This is a genomic window from Paraburkholderia unamae (assembly GCF_003268775.1).
Classification (GTDB): Bacteria; Pseudomonadota; Gammaproteobacteria; order Burkholderiales; family Burkholderiaceae; genus Paraburkholderia; species Paraburkholderia unamae.
Map to the genome: position 1 here is coordinate 314,536 of NZ_QLSU01000002.1, position 17,858 is coordinate 332,393.

The following is a 17,858-nucleotide window of genomic DNA, read 5'->3' on the forward strand; positions in this document are numbered from 1 at the left end:
CGTCGAAAAATCAGGCGATGCGATTCAGGGGAGGAAAGCCGAGAGCCGTTGATACAACGTGGCTTCGAGGCTATCGGCCCCGTCCGCCGTGTGCAGCAGCAGCGGTGCCCCGTTGCTCGTGAACGTCGCGCTGAACGCCTGGTCGAATGCCGTTTCCAGCGGCGCCGCAACCATGCCCGGTGCCCCCGGTGCGCAGACGTTGTATTGCCCCGCCGCCATCCCCGCCGTTTCGTTGGCGTTCGGCGTCAGCCCAGCCGGGATCGCTTGCTCGCAGAGCGCTGCCGCTTTCGCTTTGTACGTCGCGACGAAGGCCGGGATGTTCGTGAGTCCAAAGCCGAGGCCGCCCGGCGCGCTGCTGGTCAATAGGCTGATCGTGGCTTCGTACGCTGGGTACGACGTGCCCATGTCGCCGGCCGCCGTGCCGTTCGCTGGGAGCAGATCGGTCGCTTGCACCGCAGCCAAGATGCTGGCCTTGCTGCCCATCGGCAGTTGCGCCACCGTGGTCGCCATGCCCTCCTGGAACCACGCCTCCATCCCGCCGAACGGCTCGGCGAGCGAGTAGAGCGCGGCGTGCGTTCCTTCGTGACGGAAGAGGTCGAAATAACGCAGGCCCACTGTGCCGTCGGTGTACGACGTGGCACCCGGGTAACGCGCGTCAAAGTTTGGCGAGTCCGGCGACATGATCTGCACGATCACCGCTCCCGGCCCCTGCGCCGTCTGGCCGGTGATGCTCGTGCCGCCGCCCGTTTCGCCGTCGGCCGTGCCGAGGTTCGGGTCGATGCACAGGCTGATCTTATTCGTTCCGTCGAAACCGGTGCCCGTCGTCGACAGGCCCAGCGCCGCACGGATTTGCGGCACCGCTTGCTCAAACAGATCGGCAGCGACTTCCTGCGACTTGACGCTTGCCGTGGTGGTGAACACAACAACATCCGGCGCATCGACGACCGTGGTGCTCACGAGCGCAGCGTTCGCGCAGTTGGACTGCATCCCGCTATTACCCACGTTGAACGCCGGGCCGGAGTAGTTCGTGACCACCGCCGCAGCGATGTCGGCCGGGACGGTGTACTGCGCCAGCAACGTCGCGCCGTTGCTCGTCGTCGTGGTGCCGGTGCCCGTCCCCGTGCCAGAACCCGAACCGGACGAACCACCGCCCCCGCCACCACCACCGCCGCAGGCGGCCAGGGCCAAGGAAACGGCCGCAGCGGCGGCCAGCGTTTTTAGAACCGTGTTGCGCATGATGGGAACCCCCGTAGTGTGTTGCGTTTTCCGCCAACGACCGTTGTTGTCGGCGGATGTTACCAAAAATAGTCCATAGTGGACTATTGCAGGTTTGCAGGGAGCATACGCACATGCTTCCTTCCGTTCACCACGCCCGGTATGCCGTTGTGCAACAGCACTTGCGCGCCCTGCGCAAGGCCGCCGGCTTGACCCAGGTTGACCTCGCGACGTTGCTGCACGTCGAGCAGCCGTACGTGTCAAAACTTGAACGGGGAGAGCGGTACGTGGACCTGCTGTTTTACGTCGACTGGTGCCGCGCCTGCGGCGTCGAACCGTCCGCCGCGATGGCGGGCCTGTTGGAAACGGGCGTTTAACCCGTCGCCGTACCGTTTCCCTCCTGCCGGTCAACCGGCGATTCAGCCGGCGGTGCCGGCTCCTCATCCACACCGTCCAGCGCCACTGGTCCCGCATCGGTCTCGCGCTCGTCGAGCAACGACGGGTTGCGCAGCGCGGCGTCGATCAATCGGCGCAACGCGCCCTCACGGCCCAGGCCGTGGTCCGCGGCCATCGCGTCGAACTCGGCGAAGCGGGCGGCGCTCACGTGCAGCATGACCACGTGGTGCGCCGACGCCTCGCGCTCCGCATCGAACGCGACCATTTCGGCGTCGGCCGTGGTGGTGAGCAGGCCGCGCAGCGTGTCGGCGAACGTGTGCGCGGGCGACGGCATCGCGTCCGGTTCGACGTGGCCGTAGTACCAGTTGCGCAGGAAAGCGTCCGTCGGTTCCGGCTCGTCGTGCAGGGCCGCGAGCGCCCGGTACAGCGGCAGCAGTCCGCACGCGTCGGCCAGGCCGATCGACAGCGCGCCTTCAGCGCTCCGGTGGTAGCGCACCGCATGGTCGGCGCCCGCGACCGTTACGAGCATCGTGAGGTCGGCGGTGTACGTGCTCGCCGACCCGTCGTCGGACGCGTCGATGAAGCCGAGGCGCACGCTGGCCTCGATCGCCTTCAGCGTCGCGGCGAACCGCAGGGCTTGGGCCGAGGCCCGTGCTTTCGTGTCGCTCATGACAACACCTCGATCTCGCCCGTTTGCACGTCCCGCAGCCGTTCTTGCCGGGCGTAGCGTTGCCCGCGGTTCGTCTGGCGCCTGGTATGCTTCGATCGGCTCGCTTTCTTCGGCTTCGATTTGCGGTCGTTCATGCGTCCACCTCGTCCGTCCACAGGTCGTCGTACGCTTTCGCGCACGCCACGCGATGCTCGCCGCGAAACGACAGGCCTAGCCAGCGGTCCAACCGTTCCTCGTTCGTTTGCCGCAGGTCGCTCGACAGCAGCGACGCGGCGCCCAGCACGAGCGGAAACACCGCCAGTACGTACAGGCCGGGCAACAATCCGCCCCAAGCCAGCACCACGACATCGACGGCCAGCAGGACCACGGCGATCGACAGTGCCACCGCGAGCGCGACGCCACGAGGGTCCACGCCACGATCGCGAGCCAGGTTATGCGGGTTGCGGATCATGACGTGCTCCCTTCGGTTTCGTTTCGGGTTTTGGCTTGCGGGGGCGTGGGCTTGTGCAGAAGCGGCCAGCACGGCTTCACCAGCAAGATCATCGCGAGCACGAACAGGCCGGTGCTAACAGCGGCCATGACGCGCGGGTTGCTCGTCCAGGCGGCGAGCGGAGCGACCATCGACAAACCAGCGAAAAGGCCGAGCAGGATGAAGCCCACGGCGATGGGCGCGAACGGCAGCGGAACAGGGTTGATGTCTTGCATGATGCAATCTCCCGAGGAAGGGGTTGAGGGCTAATCGGCGGTTTCGTACAGGCTCTTGCGTTCCATCTCTTTGAGCGTCCGCCGCATCTCGGCCAGGTACACCTCGGCGGACCGGAGGTCTGCAGCGCGCTCGTGCGACTGCTGATTCAGGTACACCGCCGCCACGATCGACACGACCGCGAGGCAGGACTCGACGACGGCGAAGGTCAACAGTGCGGTGGAGGCTTGATCCGTGACGGCGAGCGTAGCGACGCCACCGATGGTCACGACCAGCGACGCGGCGGACGCGGAAACGCTGCAACGGAACGCGATCGCGTTCCGACGCAGCGCAGCGCGGGCTTGGGCCCGCAGCCGTTTGGCGCGCTCCTTGCGACGCTCCCACGGCCGAACGCTGAACCGGACACGCAGCGCCATGTCATGCCCCGACCAGTTCGGCGTAACGTTGAAGAAACCGCTGGCGTTCGCCGGGGGTGAGGCTTTCCATTGCGAGGAGGGCTGCAGCGACGTAAGCGGTGCGCGTAACGCCCGCGTGCGCGCGCTCGCGATCGACGCTCGCGACGATGCTGCGCAACATCGTCATCGGACCAATGCGCGTGCGGTCCGCCGCGTGGCGATTCAACCAGGCGTGCCATCGCTGCGTGTTGGGGTTGTCGGACGTCGTGGGCATGGGAACTCCGGGGAAGGTTGAGCGTTGGCATCAACGCACTCGACCCAGGCTACCTCGAGCCCAAACTAAAGCAAGCGATGGCGAGGGCGTACGGAAGAAATAGTTGGCGGTCCCAGGCATGACCACGCGCCCGGCGACGAAGGCCGGCGGCGGAAAGCAAAGGGACGCTTTCGCGTCCCCATGTTTTTCAAGCGCGCTTCGCGAAGCCCACCGGCGCTCACGCACCGGCCGACCCGCTGGCGCCGTCCATGCTGAACACCAAGTTGATCCGGTACGCGAGCAGTGCGAGCGCTTTCCGTTCCGGGCCGGTGAGCGTTTCGTCGCCCGCCAGAAAGGCGGCCTGCAGGTGCTGGTCGAGCGACGATGCAAGGTTGGCGAAATCCGGTCGGCTGGTTTGGCCCGGTCGTCCTAACTCGACCTCGAACGCTTCGACCTCGACCGGCGACATGGCCGGTTCAGGCGACCGCTCGTGCATCGCCTGCGCGGCGCGCTGATCGCTCGCTGCGATGTAGTTCGACAGCGACGAACCGAACGCGGCGTTGAACGCTTTGAGTTCGGCGTTGAGACGACGCGCGAGCGCAACGCGTTCGTCCGGTTTGTCCGCCGGTTCAGCGACCGGCGCGGCGGCCGCCGGTTTGGCGGGCTTCTTGAACGTGAGCGGGATGGCCATGACGGTGTGTTCTCCGGGGTGATGGAGACCGACGGCCTCCTGTACCGTTCCGACCCGCCGTGAGGCGGGCACCGATCGGAACGGAGGACAAACCAGCGCTACAGCCGCTTGCGCACGTGGGCCACGGGCGCGGCCGGTTCGGCGGCTTGGACGCTGGCGATCGCTGCGCGCAACTGCTGGCCGGTGGTGTCGTACGTCGGCAACTCGTCGGCGATGACGAGCGGCACGGTGCGATCCGGGTTGCGCCACCGCGGCAGCGGGCGCGAACCGGGCCGGGTTCCGCGCTGCGTGTCGTACACCGTGTCCTCGAACGGACCGTACGCCGCGCGCATCCGCTTCCAGAACTCGGCCGGCGTGATTTGATCCATCCCATGCACAAACCTTGCGTAACTGGCGTACACCGTGTCGCGGGCGGTCTGGTAGGTACTGCTGGGCGCAACCTGCACCGCCGCACGCCATTCGTCGAACCCGTGTACCGCCGCGACGCGGCGGTACTCCCGATCGAGCGGGCACACGACCGGCTCGCCGATGGGATTCAGGTCGTACACCGCATCGCCCATCCGGCGCACCGGCTCCGGCACAACGTGCGGGGCCGGTTGAGCCGGGGCGCGGAACGTCGGCGACGCCATCGTTGCACGGACGACCGACGCGCGCTGGTCGGCCTTGTGCCTGGCCGATGCAAGCGACCAGGCCATTTCGTGAATCGTTACTTTGGCCCAGTACCGGTCGAACTCGCCCGGCGCCCAGTAGGGCTTTTCGCAACGCACACGGCGAACGACGAGTACAAGACCATGCTTGATCAACGGCGCGATGCGACAAGCCGCCACGACGCCGACGACCACCATACCGACGAACGACACCACGTCCCACAGCGGGACGATCCACGTGTCGAAAAACAGAGAGAGGTTGAACGTCATGGCAAAGGCCCCCTTGGTCGGTGAGCGCCCCGGCGATGCCGGGGCATAGGGATCACAGCGAGTCGAAATAGTCACCGAACCAGACCGGGCGGCCGAGACGCCGCGCCAGGCTGCTATGTTCCGGCGACGGCACATGACGCAGCACGGTCCATCGACGGATGCGGTGTTGCTGAACCGGCCCGTGCTCGAACGCCGCAAACCGGCGGCGGTACGCCGGTTCGCTGGCGTCGTTGAACAGCAGAACGTGCGTGCACGAGTGCTCCGGCTCCGGCGTGGGCGGCACGATCAACGGAGCACTCCACATCGCGTCGATTTCAGCCCGGAACGCAGCGACCTCGTGTTCGACGGTCGGCACGACCGATACGGCCGGGACCGACGAACGCAAGACGTCGTCGACGATCGAGCGGATGGCGTTCGGCAACCGGGTCTTGAACCCAACACCGTCCGTCTCGGCCTCGCGGGCCGCGTCGAACAGCACGAGGCATTCGAACGCGATCCGCTTCGCCAGCGCGCGGGCTTGCGCCCGACGGCGGGTGCGCAGCGACCGTTGAACGATCACGGCCGTGCCCGGGGCGCGCAAGTCGGTGGGGATGGCAATGCAGAACGCGAAAACACCGGAGGTCGTGGTGGTGAGGTAGGTGGGTCGTTTGGTGCGGACGGTGATCATCGAAGGTCTCCCAAAAAGAAAGCCCGCGGCACGGGCTCGAACGTTGAACAACAGGTTGGTCAAGCAGGGGCGCGGGCGATCCGCATGTACGTCTTTAGGAAAACCAGGCGTTCACGGTCGGGCAGGTCAAGCCAGGCCAGCAGTGCGGCACCGAGGTGATCGCTCACCCTGGCACCGGCCGTCGCTTGCTCCGGCCCGGTGAGGCCGGCGCTTTGCGCGACCCATTCGGCGTGCGCCGGCACCAGCGCCTGCACGCTTTCGTACACCGCGCGCACCAGCGACGTACCTACCAAGCGTCGGGTGCCGGTGCGGCGAGCGCGCGAGGCGCGCGAGCGGGCGGTGCTCGGGTTCGTCATGGCGTGGCCTCGTCGGCCGTCATGTCGGCCAGTGCGTTGAAGTCGTACGGCGCGGGCGTGTCGTCCACCGGCTCGACCGGCGCCGGGACGTTGGCGTTCGCCACGTCGGCCCGGCGCGCGGCTTCCGACTCCATGTACGCCACCACGAACGCGGTCCGTTCATCGTCCGGCCGCTCGTCGAACGCGTTCATCGACGCGGCCACCCAGTCGGTGAACGTCGAGCGTCCGGCCGCCGTGGCGGCGTTCCGTTCGCGGTGCTGCATCCACGACGCCTTGATGCGGTCGTACATGACGGCTTCAAAACTGAAACCGGTGAAGCGGCGAGCGTCGCGCCACTTCGCCCGGTTGTTCCGGCGCCGCAACGTTGCGGCGCTCGGATTCGCGTGAGCAGGTCGGGCCATCGCGTCGTTCCTCCAAAAAAAAAGAGCCCGTGGTTTCACGGGCTCAACGGTTGAGGCGCGCGGGACGTGCGACGCCTGGGTGTACTTACCTATATCTCCAGCGTTGGACAAACACAAGTGCTCGCCCGATGTATTTTCGGCGCCGCGTTCCGGCGCCGAACGACTTCACGCACCGGCCCCACGTTCGATCCGCTGGCACGGTTCGGTACAGCAGGCCCGACGTTCCATCGTTTCGCCTCGCCTCGCCCGTTTTGCTGCTTGCAACGGCCAAGGTGTTTGTCCGGCACACGACGGGCGTTTCAGGCCCGACATCGACGGACCAACGGCGCACCTGAAGATCGGACAAACAGCGGGGCAAAGGCAGGGTTCGGCAGTGGACAAACAGCGGGGCAATGCGAAGGACAAACAGCGGGATTCAACGTCGGACAAACAGCGAGGCGGGGAGCAGGACAAACAGCAGGACGACGGGGCAGGACAAACAGCAATCCACAACGCACGACCAACACCACAGCACGACGGGACAAACAGTGAAGCGGTGAGGCGGGACAAACAGCACCACGAACGACCCAACATCAACGGCGGGGTAAGACAAACACCAGCGTCAACAGCAAGACAAACACCAACATCAACGGCGGGACAAACATCGCTTGTCGTTCTTGAGGAACGGTGGTGGTGGGTTTGCGCTTCCCCTCGTTTCTCTCGGGGTAAGGGCACAACACACACATTGCACCTACGGTGCGTTCTCCCCTGGCCGCTGCGCGGCCCTTTCGCCTTGCTGCGCGCCGCTCTTGGCGTATTCGGCCCCCCGAATACAGGAGAACGCCCCGAAACCAGTCCCAGCAAGGCTTTGACCGTAGGCGTGGACCCGGCCCATCGGCGGTGCTCGCGGAAACACGCCGCGCCCCCTTGCGTTTGTCCGGGTACCTGGTAGTACTGAATAGGTGCCAACCACCGCCGGGAGAACGACATGGCCATGCCCACCACCACCATCCGGATGAAGCATTCGGACCATCAACGCCTCACCGACCTCGCCAAAGCCAACGGCAGCAGCCTGGGCGAAGAAACGCGCCGCGCGCTCGCGGCGTACCTGAACGGCGTGGACACGGCCGCGATGATCGCGGAGCAGCGCCGTGCGATGAACGAGCAAATCGCCGCGCTGGACGACCGCTTGACCAAGCGGTTCGAGGACCACCTGAAGGCGCTGGCGAACGCGTTCCAGGCGATCCACTTGACCGTCGATCAGGACGGCAACGCGATCGATGGGCACATCGACGACGAGACGCTGGAGGCGGTCAAGCGGGCCGCCTAATCGGCCAAAATCCAAGTCACGAAAAATCAACGCCGGGCCGTGAGTCGAGCCCACCGCACCAACGGACCACCCGGCGTTTTGTTTTTCGGTAGCACCGCGCCTCACCACGCACCACCCTATCGTTCGGTCGTGTCACCCGCGGGCAACGCGGGCTTCAGGGTACAGGAGCCACCGCGCTCTGCCCTCGGAGTACGCGACCATGAGCACCAACCACTACGACGCCAGCCTCGAAGACGAGGAGCCTTATTTCCTGCCGATCGGTTCCAAAGAACCGGCCGGATTAAGCCCAACGCGCGGCATCATCCGACAAGGCCCCGCCGTCTGGTGGTCGCTGTTCGTGTGCGTCGTAACGTACTTCGCGGCCACCTTGCTCGTGTGGTACGCGGGCGTTGCGTTCGACCACAACACGATGTGGGACCGCACGGAAATGAACGCGATGGTCGGGGCGTACTTCGCGGCCTGGTTCCACTTGATCCCCATCGCCATCAACACGGCGTTGCACGCCATGTCGAACCCGCACCTCTGGCCTTCGTGGTTCGACACGCAGACGGCCAACCTGCTCGACATGCTCCAGGCGTACCCGTTGGCGCTCGGGTTTCGGCTCGCAACCCCGATCGTCGCCGCCGTGGTCGTGGGGCGCATCACGTACCTGCACCTGCTCCGTCCGCAGTCCCGTGCGCAGCACGCCAAGGGCGCGCGGTTCGTCACCGGCAAGGCCGCGATCGTGGACCTTGCCCGACGCCTGGCCGAACCTCGCGACCACAAGAACGCTTGGGCCGCCGCGAAGCCGCACGTACTCACCGGCCGGTGGCCGACCGCGTGGCGTGCCTACCAGCGGGTTCGCAACACGCCCATGTTCATGAAGATCCACCCGGACCTGCCGATGGTGTCGAAAGACCTCTTCGCCGCCGGGATGCTCGTGAGCGGTGCACCAGGCGCCGGTAAAACGCAGGTGCTCAACACGTTCTTGTCGCAGATCATTGGCGAAGGCCCGTATGCGGACCTCGCGCCCGAAGGCGGGCACAAGGCGCTGATCTACGACATCAAGAAGGAGTTCACGCGCCTGTACCGCCGCCCGGCCATCCTCAGCCCCGAGGACAGCCGGTCGATGGTGTGGGACATCGCCGCCGACATGGCGGACGACGTCGCCATCGCCGCGATGGCCGGCGCTCTGATCAGGGAGAACGAGAAGAATCCGTTCTTCGACCGCGCGGCCAAACAACTCTTCATCGGCTGCACCAAGTCGCTGCTCAACGACCACGGCCTCGACTGGGGCTTTTTTGAGCACGCCAGCGTGTTGAGCCTGCCGGTGGCCGACATGCTCGCCTTGCTGGACAAACACGACCCGGCCGCGCGCCAGGCGTACGACATGGCGTTCGCCAGCGCGAAACAGAACCTGCAGGGCGGCGACGACAACACGACCGTGAACAACATCATGGCGTCGTTGAACGTCGCGTCGATGGTGATCTTCTCGCTGGCCCGCGCATGGGGCCGGCCCGACAAGAAGGCGGTCAAGTTCAGCGTCAAGGAATGGGTGAGCGACGATTACACCGGGCCTCGCCAGATTTTCGTCCACGGTACCAAGGACTCCAACCTGCGAGCCTGGATCACCGTGTTGTTCGACACGTTGATCCGCACGATCGTCCACGACCTCGACAGCAACGAGCACGGCCGGCACCTCTTTCTCGTCGTGGACGAGTTCCCGACGTTGCCGGCCGCCGACTTCAAGGAACTCTGCGCGGTCGCCCGCGACCGTGGTGCGGTACCCATCTTGTTGTTCCAGGACGAGAACCAACTCGAGGAAACCTACGGTCAAAACGGGGCCAAGACGTTGCTTGCCATGCCGTCCATGCGCATCTTCACCAAGATGCGCGGCGGCACGGACGGCGTGATCAAAACGTCTGAAGGGTTGGGCAAGAACCACATCACCATCACGACCGTGACGGAGTCGAGCGCGCCGGGCGGCGCACCGACCAAGAGCACCGCAGCCCATGTGGAACCCCGTCTCGTGGTGGCCCCGATCCAGTTGACCGCGCCGACGCTCATCGGGCGGCAGGATGCGGCGGTGCGCCAGCGTTGGCAGAAGTGGCCGAACGGTTCGGCCATCCGCGCGCTGCTGCTCGGCGTAGGCCCCCATGTCTATAGGCTGGATTGGCCAACGCTCAACACCAGCGCGATGAAGAAGTACGCGAACCGCGACGGCTTCGTGCCCGCAGCATGGACCGCTCCGCTTGCGACGAAGCAGCCGGCGGCGCAAACGGACGCGACCGCCGGTGGTGCATCGGCCGAAGCCGTTCCGGCGAAGGCTCCGGTCGTTGAACCGGGCGTCGCGGTCACGAACGCGGAAAACCTGGAAACAACCCCGGCACCGGCCGCGGACGCTCACGCGGAGCAGCGCGGCGACGAGTCGGAGCCGGAGTTTGACGTGACCGACCCGATGGACGACGAGTTGCCGCAGCAGCCCAAAAAGGTGATCGCCATGATCGACGTGGCCGACCCACACGAACCGGCCAACCCACACAAGCACCATCAACAGCCCAAGGTTCGCGAGCCCAAGGCCGCTCACGGCAAGACCGAGGAGGTCGACGAGGACGTGCTGGACGACCTGATCAAAGAAATCGGGGAGGAAGAGGCGGCCGATCACATCGCGGACGCGCTCGATGTTCCGGGGGCTTCCGCTGTGCTCGCCGTCGCGAAGATCGTGGACCTCTACCACGACTCGAAAACGCCGACGCCGACCACCGGGCCGGACGGCAAGCCGGTCAAGCCGAAACGCACCGTCCCGTTGTTCCAGTGATCGCCACGGGCGTACCTATATAGGTACGCCCCGCTGGCTTGACAGTGCCTGGGAGTACGAGACACTGGTTTGACAGTTGGCACCAACGCCGCCCACCCTCGACGGAACGCACCATGATCGGTTTCACGCCCCTGAACAAAGCCGGTGTCGGCCCGAAAGGCCAGAACATCATGAAGTACCTGAAGCAGACCGAGTATTACCGCAACGCGGACGGGGCGATGGAGAGCCCGACGCGCTGGGCCGGCGACGGCCCGGCGTCGCTGGGCTTGTCGGGCAAGGTCGATTTTACGGTGCTGGACAAACTCGCGGCCGGCCGCGCGCCGGACGGCACGCCGCTGGTGGCGAATGCGGGCAAGGACCACGTGATCGGCTACGAACTCACGTTCAGCCCGGACAAGACGTTTTCGCTCGCGTGGGCGCAGGCCGGCGACGCCGAGCGCGCCGACCTGCTCGCGGCGCACCGGGCGGCGGTCGATAAGGGCCTGGAATACTTGAAGGAGAACCTGGAGGTTCGCGTCGGCGCGGGCGGTCTGGAGCGGCAGAAGTGCACCGAACTTTTCGCCGCCGGATTCACGCACTTCACGAGTCGCAACCTCGACCCGCAAGTTCACGAGCACATGCTGGTGTTCAACGTCGTACGTGGTGAGGACGGCAAGACCCGCGCCATGAACACCCGAGATCTGGCGCAGCACCGCTACGTCATGGACCAGGTGTACAAGGGCACGCTGGCGCACGAACTGCAGCAGCGCGGGTTCGCGGTACGGCAAGAGATCGAGGTCCACAAGCAAAACGGCCGCGAGACCGGCAACGTGTACTACAAGATCGACGGGATCACCCGGGAGGCCGAAGAAGCCGAGTCCAGCCGTCGCACCGAACTGCTGGAGTACGCCAAAAAAGCCGGCGTGTCGAACCAGCAGGCTGCGCTCGCCACGCGCAAGGACAAGGACGAGCCCACGTTCGCTGAACTCGAAACCATGTGGCGCCAATCGCTCGCGCCCCTGCACGAGGGCGGCCTGCTGCCCACGAACGACCAGTTGAAGCAACGCCCGCAGCAAGCCTTGACGATCCGCGAGGACCACGCCTTGCTGATGAAACTGCACAAGACCGAGGCGAACGTGAGCCGGCGCGACATCGTAGGGCTGATCGCGGCCGAGGCCGGCCCGGCGTTCGCGGGCGACCTGCGTAAACTCGACGGCATGGTGGACGGGTTCATGCAGCGCAACGGCTTCGTGCAGAAGCCGGCGAACACCCGCGGCCAGGTGATGTACACCAGCCAGTGGATGATCAACGAGGAGCGCAGCCTGCGCGACATCGACTTGCAGTTGCGCGCCAACACCGCGCACAACCTCGCGCCCGAAGTGGTACAGAAGGCGCTCGACGCCTACGAGCGGCGCAAGACCGCCGAGTTCCAGGCCGGTAAGACGCCCGAGGAGTTGAAGGCCGGTCTGGCCGCCGTCGCCACGGCCGAGGCCGACCTGGCGAAGGCTGCGACGCCCGGCGACGTGGCGCTCGCCGAGAAGGCGCTGGGCGTGGCCCGCCGCAAGGCCGGTATCGCACGTTTGACCGAGGAGCAGCGGCGCAACGTCGAGTACGCCACCATGCAGACCGGCGGCATCGCGAACCTCGTCGGCTGGGCCGGCACGGGTAAGACCTTCACCGCGCAAGCGTTCGTCGATGCGTACCGCGAGGCGGGCTACGAGGTGGTCGGCACGACCAGCGGCTGGAACGCGAGCGGCAAACTGGCGTCCGAGGTCGAGGGCATGGACGCACGGGCGCTCGCATCGTTGCTCGCCAAACTCGAGACCGGCGCGGTGAAACTCGACGCCAAATCACTGGTCCTGATCGACGAGGCCGGCATGGTCGGAACGCTCGACCGGGTGCGGATCGAGCGTTACGTCGCCGCCGCAGGCGGCAAGATCATCGCCACGGGCGACCCGCGCCAGTTGAAGTCGCCGAGCGCGGGCGACTCCTACCGCCTCTCGATCGCCGCCGTGGGCATGGTCGAGATGACGGACGTACAGCGCCAGGCATCGGAAGAGCACCGGAAGACCGTCGCAGAACTCTACGCGGCCGACAACGGCCTGGAAACCTTCAAGCGCATGAAAGCGCACGACCACATCGTGGAGGTCGAGGTGTCGCAGGCGGACCGCGACGCCGGCCGGGAACGCGAGACGATCCAGAAGCAGATCGCCAAGGACTGGGGGCAGAGCATCGTCGCGGTCGAGCAAAAGGCGATCGAGGACGACAAGCCCAAGAGCCAGGCACAACTCATCAAGGACCACATGGTCATTGCGACGAGCAACGAGGACGTGCGCGGGCTCAACGCGGCCATCCGGGCGCAGGCCCGCGAACAACGCTTGATCACCGGCGACGACGTAACGCTGATGGTCGTACCGAAGGCCGACGCGTTGGGCGATGCGGTACCGAAAAACTTCGCGGTGGGCGAACGCATCCAGTTCCTCGAGAAGCACGACGACCTGGCCGCGGCCAAGAAATCGCTGAAAATCCTGGAGGCCAACATCGGGAAGGCGAAGCGGGGCGAGGTCGTCACCGACTTCAAGACCGGCAAGACGTTGACGCTCGCCGACCTGCAAGCCCGTCTGCCCGAAGCCCAACGCACGCTCCGGCTTGCCCCGCTGGGCGTGAGCAACGGTACGAACGCCATCATCGACCGCATCGTGGACCAAGGCAACGGCCACCACACGGTCCACGCCACCCTGCTCGACGACATCAAGGTGGACAAGAACGGGCGGCAGCAAAACGGCCGGCGCGTGTCGTGGAGCACCGCCGACCTGAACGCGTTCGACCAGGCGTGGGCGATCACCAACCACGGCGGCCAAGGCAAAGGCGAGGACCATGTGTTCGTCATGACCAACACCATCGACGCGAACGACTCGATCCTCGTACAGTTCACGCGCGAGAAAAAAATGGTGAGGTTTTACGGGACCGCAAACGAGTTCAAGCATTTCCCGGAAGCGCTCGAAACCTTGACGGTGAAAGGCAACGCGACCGACGACCTGCCGGCGCAGCACCGCGACGCGCACGAGCAGGCCCAGCACGAAAAGGCCACGACCGAGGCCGCCGAGAAACGCCAGGCGCTCGCCGAAACCGCTCGCGAACAACTCACCGGCATGGGGCTCACCGCCGAGGCTACGGCGCACGATCGGCGGGCCGACGTGGTGGCCGCGATGGCGGCCCGGCACGCCGAGCGCGTGCGCGAGCACCCGGAGCAGCCGCCCGTCACCGCCGCGGTGAATCCTCGCGACGTGCCCGCGCTCAACGAAGCGATCCGCGCCGAACTGCGCGCCAACGGCGTGATCACCGGCAACGACGTGACCTTGACCGTGGCCCGTGGCGGGGATTTCAACCCGCCGTCGTTCCGGCCCGAGCCCGATGCGCGCGTGGCGAAAAACGAGGACGGCGACCGGTATTTCCGCGGCGTGCTCGTCGCAACCGGCACCGGCCTGGTGGACCCGGCCGACCCGACGAGCCGTTCGCCGTACGCCACCGTCCGCACGCGCGACGGCCACGAACACCAGGTGTTCGGCGTCGATGTCGCGCCGGCCATCGAGCGCGGCGGCGTCAAGCCGGGCGACACCATCGAACTGCGGCGCACCGGCGAGCAGCCGGTCGAAATCACCGACCGCAAGACCGGCGAAACCAAGGTTGTCATGCGCAACGGTTGGGAAGCCGTGCCCCACGACTTCGCCGCGCACGAGCAGCAACAACGCGACGCGTACACCGTCGAGGTGCAACGGCAGCGCGACGCGGCCGAAACGCCGACGACCACCGCCGACCTGAACCTTGCGGCGGGCGACGTGGTGACGTTCGGCAGCCGCGGTGCGGCGCTTTACCACGGCATCACCGACCCGTCGGCGCGGCTCACCATCACCGCGATCGACGGCACCGACCCGGCCAACCCGAAGGCCACGGCGCGCTGGAACGGGCAAGACTTCACGCTCACCAACGGCGACCAGATCGAGCACGCGCACGCGGTGCCCGCCTGGAAAGCCGCACGCGACGCGAAAACGCAGGACGGCCCGACGCCGTTCGTGCAGATCATGGCGAGCAGCGCAGAACCGGAGTCCGAACCGGGCGGGCAGCCGGCGCGAAACCTCATCGACCCGCAGGCGTTGCGCGACCTGAACGCGAAAGCCGACACCTTGCACGTCCACGGCACCGCGCAGTCGTTCCGGGCCACCGCCCGCGCCTACGCCGACCATCTGGAGCAGCGCTACGAACTCACCGCACGCGCGGACGACGCCACGCGTTCGATCAACCGGAGTACCACCTTGCAGATCACCGAAAAACCCGACGACGCCGTGAAAGCGTTGGCCCAAGCGTTCGTCGCCAGCGAGGCGCCCGAGCAAGACCGCCTGGCCGTGGGCAGCACGCCGCGCGACGTGTCGAACATCACGGACGCGATCCGCTCGGCCAAGCGCGAGGCTGGGCAGATCACCGGCGAGGACCACGCGGTGCGTGTGCGCGCCAGCACCGCGAGCGTGGAGATGCCCGTGGCCGCGGGCGACCGCCTGGTGTTGCGCAGCAACAAGACCCTGTCGCTCGCGTTGCCCGTGCGGCTGGAGGAACCGATGGCGGCCACGCTGCACCTGAACGCCGTGGCCCGCGGGGCCGACGGCGTGCTGCGCGCCACCGCCACCGTCGAGAGCCCGAACGAGCGCGATCGGCAGAACGGCCAGGCGGTCTTGCTCGACGAGGACAACCTGAAGCGCTTCCGCCACGCTTACGCGACGACGCAGAAAGACGCGGCCGAGCACCCGCGCCCGCACGTGTTCGCGCTCGTGGGCGAGCGCGACGCGCCGGCCCGAGTCGAAAACGCCCTGAAACCGGCGGGGCAGGCCGAGGTGTTCGCCACGCCCAAGGCGGCCCAGCGCCTCACCGAGTACGTCGAGGCCGGCGCCCGGGCGAAGGAGCAGGCGGTGGCGAACAAGGCGGCCACGGCCGAGCGCGCAGCGGCCGGCCGGGACGCGATCCGGGGCATGATCGAGAAGCGGGAAGCCGACGAGCGCGCACGCCAGCAGGCGATCGACGCGCAGCGCAAGGCCGACGAGCAGGCCAAGCAGGCCGAGGCCGCGGCCCGGGCGAAGCAGCAGCGCGAGGCGCAGGCGCAGGAAAAGAAAGCCCTCGAACTCGCCGCGCAACGCGAGGCCCAGCAGCAGCGTCGCGGCCGAGGCATCCGCATGTAAACGACAACGGGGCCTTGCGGCCCCGTTTCTCATGCCCTACTCACCCGCATCGGTGCGGGATGGATGGTTTGTATCAAACACATCAAACCGGGCGCCGAGCGGCGCTGGGCGCGTGCTACCGCCCGTTACGAACCGGCGTCGTTCAGGAACGCGCGCAGGTCGCCGAGTTTGTAATGCACCACGCCGTTCGGCCCGGACGGCTGCAACCACGTCGGGCCTCGCCCGTCCCGGCGATCGCTGGACAGTTGCGCGACCGAGCGGCCCAGTAGTTTCGCCACCTGATCGGTCGTCAACATCAGATCGTCCGCCCCGCTCTTCAGCAGTTCGGCGAGCACGTCGGCGTTGCTCAATCCCTTGGTCATGTTTTCCCGTTTCGAAGGTGTTGAATGTGGTTACGGCGTGCTGCGCTTGCGCCCGTACGACGGCAGGTCGGGCACCGCTTCGTCGATCGCGTCGCCCAGCGCCGCGGCGACGCTCGCCTGGTGATCGCGCAGCCAGTCGTCGAGCGCGTCGGTGAGCAGCCGAGCGTACGCCGCGGCGACGTACGCCATCCGCTTTTGGCGCACGGGGCTACCGTTCACCGACACCAACGCTCCATCCTTGTACCGCCGAACCGCAGGTGCGTCATCGGAGTCCGGCTCGTCGTTCCCGTCGAGCCATTCCGCCACCAGCCGGATCGAGAAAATCCGCGCCTTGCCGTTCTTCCGGCTCGGGATCGGAAACGTCCCGGCCGCGACACGGTTGCGGATCGACTGCACGGCCCCCGATCCGTTCAGGCCGATCGCCTTGACAAGTTGCGGGATTGTGAGCACCACCACGCCGGGGCCGGCGAGTTCTTCAAGCCGCTCCTCCGTCGTTTTCATGGCGTGCTCCGCTTGCGCACGAAGGACGGGAGGTCGGGCGCGGCCTCGTCCGCTGCGGCGTCCAAGGCCGTTCGGTCTTCGTTCACCTTGCGCTCAACCGCCGCCGCTTTGCGTTGCGACAGGTACTCGTCGAGCGACAGCACCACGGCGCGGTCGTCGTCCGAGAGCGCGTCGCCCAACGTCAACGACTCGAAGAAATCCACCGGCACGCCCTTGTGGACAAGGAACGGCCACGTGTCGTCGAGCCCGGCACCGGCCATGAACGTGCCGAACGACGCGAAGGCCGGGGCGCCAAGCGCGATCCGCATTTCGAGCGTGTTGTTGAACTCGGGCGTGCCGAACATGAAATCGCGCACCGCGCCCATCCGGTAGCGGACCGCGCCGCGCTCGCCGAACGGCTTCGCCCACTTCGGGCCGGTGCCAGCCTTGCGATCGTCTTCCAGTTGTTCGACGGAGCGCCCGCCCATCAGAAGCCCGACCTGCTGCGGTGTGATCCACGCCGAGTCGGGCAACTTCTCGCGGTCGTCGAGCCGTTCGAGAATGAGCAGGTCCAACGGGGTGAGTTCGTTCTTTTTTGCCACGGGTGCATCCGGTTGCTTGGTCCGATGGAATGGTACCGCACCGGGGAGCCAAGGGAGCCACGCGGGGAATCACGGGGAAATGCGGGGAGCAGCAGGGAGCCAAGAGGGAGCCAAAACCGGGACGACGGCAAGGAGCCGACGCCAGGTGGCATCACGCAGCAAGCGAAAAACAGCGGAGGAAAGACGAGAGGCGTCGGGCGCAAAGCCTTATCCAGCAAGGCTTTGGCGGAAAAACAAAAGGCCCGGAGAACCGGGCCTTTTGTCTGCATTGGGTGGTGGGGCGTGAGTGACTCGAACACTCGACCTACGGATTAAGAGTCCGCTGCTCTACCAACTGAGCTAACGCCCCCAACAGAAGAAAGATTATGCAGGACTTTTTGGGACTTGGCAAGCCCTTTCTGCAAATTTCCTGAAAGAGGTTGGACAGCGCCCGCGAA

19 protein-coding genes and 1 tRNA gene are annotated in these 17,858 nt (G+C 66.4%); 4 read left to right on the top strand and 16 right to left on the bottom strand.

The features are described 5' to 3' along the window. Positions 1-24 precede the first annotated feature (24 nt). Positions 25-1,236: a hypothetical protein gene (locus C7401_RS44830; protein ID WP_258396853.1), complete on the bottom strand. Its 1,212-nt coding sequence runs from the start codon at positions 1,234-1,236 to the stop codon at positions 25-27. A 113-nt stretch (positions 1,237-1,349) separates the two neighbouring features. On the opposite strand from C7401_RS44830, the gene C7401_RS04080 reads away from it, so the two are divergent. Next, positions 1,350-1,592: a helix-turn-helix domain-containing protein gene (locus C7401_RS04080; RefSeq protein WP_112170061.1), complete on the top strand. Its 243-nt coding sequence runs from the start codon at positions 1,350-1,352 to the stop codon at positions 1,590-1,592. On the opposite strand, the gene C7401_RS04085 is transcribed toward C7401_RS04080, so the two are convergent. The 11 genes from C7401_RS04085 to C7401_RS04130 form a co-directional block, all read right to left on the bottom strand. After that, a complete protein-coding gene (locus tag C7401_RS04085; protein WP_112170062.1) occupies positions 1,589-2,281 on the bottom strand; it encodes a hypothetical protein in 693 nt (230 codons plus the stop codon). The genes C7401_RS04080 and C7401_RS04085 overlap by 4 nt on opposite strands. After that, a complete protein-coding gene (locus C7401_RS44835; protein ID WP_181565487.1) occupies positions 2,278-2,415 on the bottom strand; it encodes a hypothetical protein in 138 nt (45 codons plus the stop codon). The genes C7401_RS04085 and C7401_RS44835 overlap by 4 nt, the downstream gene beginning before the upstream one ends. Continuing rightward, the gene (locus C7401_RS04090; protein WP_112170063.1) at positions 2,412-2,732 is read right to left on the bottom strand and encodes a hypothetical protein; all 321 of its coding nucleotides are present in this window, start codon (positions 2,730-2,732) and stop codon (positions 2,412-2,414) included. The genes C7401_RS44835 and C7401_RS04090 overlap by 4 nt, the downstream gene beginning before the upstream one ends. Further along, entirely contained in the window at positions 2,729-2,986 is a 258-nt protein-coding gene (locus tag C7401_RS04095) for a hypothetical protein (RefSeq protein ID WP_112170064.1), read from the bottom strand. Before C7401_RS04095 ends, C7401_RS04090 begins: the two co-directional genes overlap by 4 nt. Positions 2,987-3,016: 30 nt before the next feature. Further along, positions 3,017-3,400: a hypothetical protein gene (locus C7401_RS04100; RefSeq protein ID WP_112170065.1), complete on the bottom strand. Its 384-nt coding sequence runs from the start codon at positions 3,398-3,400 to the stop codon at positions 3,017-3,019. Position 3,401: 1 nt separating this feature from the next. Next, positions 3,402-3,653, bottom strand: a complete 252-nt coding sequence (locus tag C7401_RS04105; protein WP_112170066.1) for a hypothetical protein — start codon at positions 3,651-3,653, stop codon at positions 3,402-3,404. Between the two features lie 217 nt (positions 3,654-3,870). Further along, positions 3,871-4,323: a hypothetical protein gene (locus C7401_RS04110; RefSeq protein WP_112170067.1), complete on the bottom strand. Its 453-nt coding sequence runs from the start codon at positions 4,321-4,323 to the stop codon at positions 3,871-3,873. Positions 4,324-4,421: 98 nt separating this feature from the next. Further along, on the bottom strand, positions 4,422-5,240 hold the full coding sequence (locus tag C7401_RS04115) for a hypothetical protein (RefSeq protein ID WP_112170068.1): 819 nt from the start codon (positions 5,238-5,240) through the stop codon (positions 4,422-4,424). Positions 5,241-5,292: 52 nt separating this feature from the next. Further along, positions 5,293-5,907, bottom strand: coding sequence for a DUF6538 domain-containing protein (locus tag C7401_RS04120; protein ID WP_112170069.1), 615 nt, complete (start codon positions 5,905-5,907; stop codon positions 5,293-5,295). Between the two features lie 59 nt (positions 5,908-5,966). Next, complete coding sequence (locus C7401_RS04125; protein WP_112170070.1) at positions 5,967-6,263, bottom strand: hypothetical protein; 297 nt, start codon at positions 6,261-6,263, stop codon at positions 5,967-5,969. After that, positions 6,260-6,664, bottom strand: a complete 405-nt coding sequence (locus C7401_RS04130; protein WP_112170071.1) for a hypothetical protein — start codon at positions 6,662-6,664, stop codon at positions 6,260-6,262. Before C7401_RS04130 ends, C7401_RS04125 begins: the two co-directional genes overlap by 4 nt. 967 nt (positions 6,665-7,631) lie before the next feature. Between C7401_RS04130 and C7401_RS04135 the strand changes: the two genes are divergently transcribed. The 3 genes from C7401_RS04135 (at position 7,632) to mobF (ending at position 15,977) form a co-directional block, all read left to right on the top strand. After that, a complete protein-coding gene (locus C7401_RS04135) occupies positions 7,632-7,973 on the top strand; it encodes a YlcI/YnfO family protein (RefSeq protein WP_112170072.1) in 342 nt (113 codons plus the stop codon). Positions 7,974-8,172: 199 nt separating this feature from the next. Next, entirely contained in the window at positions 8,173-10,770 is a 2,598-nt protein-coding gene (locus C7401_RS04140) for a type IV secretion system DNA-binding domain-containing protein (RefSeq protein ID WP_112170073.1), read from the top strand. 113 nt (positions 10,771-10,883) lie between these two features. Then, complete coding sequence (mobF, locus tag C7401_RS04145) at positions 10,884-15,977, top strand: MobF family relaxase (protein ID WP_112170074.1); 5,094 nt, start codon at positions 10,884-10,886, stop codon at positions 15,975-15,977. A gap of 125 nt (positions 15,978-16,102) precedes the next feature. On the opposite strand, the gene C7401_RS04150 is transcribed toward mobF, so the two are convergent. The 4 genes from C7401_RS04150 to C7401_RS04165 all read right to left on the bottom strand — a co-directional run bounded on the left by C7401_RS04150 (position 16,103) and on the right by C7401_RS04165 (position 17,770). Then, positions 16,103-16,339, bottom strand: a complete 237-nt coding sequence (locus C7401_RS04150) for a helix-turn-helix domain-containing protein (protein ID WP_112170075.1) — start codon at positions 16,337-16,339, stop codon at positions 16,103-16,105. A 30-nt stretch (positions 16,340-16,369) separates the two neighbouring features. Then, on the bottom strand, positions 16,370-16,840 hold the full coding sequence (locus C7401_RS04155) for a hypothetical protein (RefSeq protein ID WP_112170076.1): 471 nt from the start codon (positions 16,838-16,840) through the stop codon (positions 16,370-16,372). After that, positions 16,837-17,421 (bottom strand): hypothetical protein, encoded by a 585-nt coding sequence (locus tag C7401_RS04160; RefSeq protein ID WP_146757879.1) that lies wholly within the window; start codon positions 17,419-17,421, stop codon positions 16,837-16,839. Before C7401_RS04160 ends, C7401_RS04155 begins: the two co-directional genes overlap by 4 nt. Positions 17,422-17,694: 273 nt before the next feature. Then, positions 17,695-17,770 (bottom strand) — tRNA-Lys (locus tag C7401_RS04165). Positions 17,771-17,858 lie beyond the last annotated feature (88 nt).